A 1,365-nucleotide genomic window follows, 5' to 3' on the forward strand; every position below is an offset into this window, starting at 1 on the left:
TTCTCCTGTTGGTTTGGTCACCTTAAGCATACCGCTGATGCGGCTTGCTAGGGAGGGGGCTCAATGAGTATCAAGTCATTAAAGCAGGACAAAAAACAGTTGGTTCTTGCTCCTTCGTCGCTTATTTTAACCAACTATTTTTTGCCTCTTAATGAGGCGTTATACCCAAATTAACATAGGAGGTTATTTTGAAAAGACTGTATTTATTTTTGTTATCCCTTTCGATTTCTCTATCACTTAGTGCAGGTGAAATTGATTTAACAGAATTTGGAAAATCGTACTTTACAGCATGGAAAGCTACCCAAGCACCAAATGCGACTAAAAAGGACATAGAACATTATTTGTCGTTTTTAAAAGATGATATAGGGCACCAACACCTACCTTACGATCCAGATGATTCGCGCTTATCGGACGGAAAAGACAGCATGCGAAATGGTATGTCATATTATCTCGGCTCCCATACAGACTATTCAGCCGAACTTTTTCAAGTTGTCCCAGCCAATAATGTTGTTGTTATCACTTACTCAACCAAAAGCAGTGGTATTCATCCCCAAACTAAAGAAATGATGCATCAGAGTTACGACACTATGGAAGTATTAGAAATAGAAGACGGCAAGGTGTCGGTCATTAGGAAGTATTCAGAATAGTGCAAGGGTATAACAAGCCAAGTCAGCGGGAATTTTACTCGCTGAAAAGCGCTCATAAAATCCCCTGCTTGGGGCGTTATATTTTCAGAGAGTTATGAGTAATTTTCCAATAATTGAGACAAAAAGACTTATCTTAAATGAGCAAACTGTTGATGATTCCAAATCAATTTTTGCTATGTTTTCTGATAGCGATGTTACTGAGTTTTACGACTTGCATTTCAGCATAGAAAGTGAGGCTGTTGAGCTAATTGAAAATGACACAAAACGGTTTCAAGAAAGCAAGAGTGTCAGGTGGGCAATCCGTGAAAAATCAACTAACAATTTTATAGGTAGTTGTGGCATTAACCGTTTTGAAGAAAGTAATGACATAGCTGTTATTGGGTATGAATTTATTAAAGACTCATGGGGCAAAGGCTATGCTACGGAAGCTGTAAAGAGCGTTGTTGAGTATTCATTTTCTAAGCAGTGCCCTAAATTTGTCAACAGAATAGAAGCATACGTAATGCTTGGTAATAGGGCTTCTGAAATTGTATTGGAGCGGTTAGGGTTCAAGTGTGATGGTACATTAAGGCAGCATGGCAAATGGAAAGGTTCATATCATGACCTTAAAGTCTTTTCTCTGCTGCGCTCAGATGAAATGAAAATATAACAGATAAGGATAGGCCGCGCGTAGCCGCGTCCTTATCCCAAGTGTTGAACAAGCCCGAGTGATACCTTT

Annotated in this window: 2 protein-coding genes; both read left to right on the forward strand. The window is 39.2% G+C overall.

Going from position 1 to position 1,365, the window contains the following annotated elements; translation table 11 throughout:
- Window positions 1-188: 188 nt before the first annotated feature.
- Window positions 189-647 (forward strand): nuclear transport factor 2 family protein, encoded by a 459-nt coding sequence (locus Q4557_RS19710; protein WP_303415028.1) that lies wholly within the window; start codon window positions 189-191, stop codon window positions 645-647.
- A gap of 94 nt (window positions 648-741) precedes the next feature.
- Complete coding sequence (locus tag Q4557_RS19715) at window positions 742-1,296, forward strand: GNAT family N-acetyltransferase (protein ID WP_102530875.1); 555 nt, start codon at window positions 742-744, stop codon at window positions 1,294-1,296.
- The last annotated feature ends 69 nt before the right edge of the window (window positions 1,297-1,365 follow it).

Source organism: Shewanella sp. 5_MG-2023 (genome assembly GCF_030547465.1).
GTDB lineage: Bacteria > Pseudomonadota > Gammaproteobacteria > Enterobacterales > Shewanellaceae > Shewanella.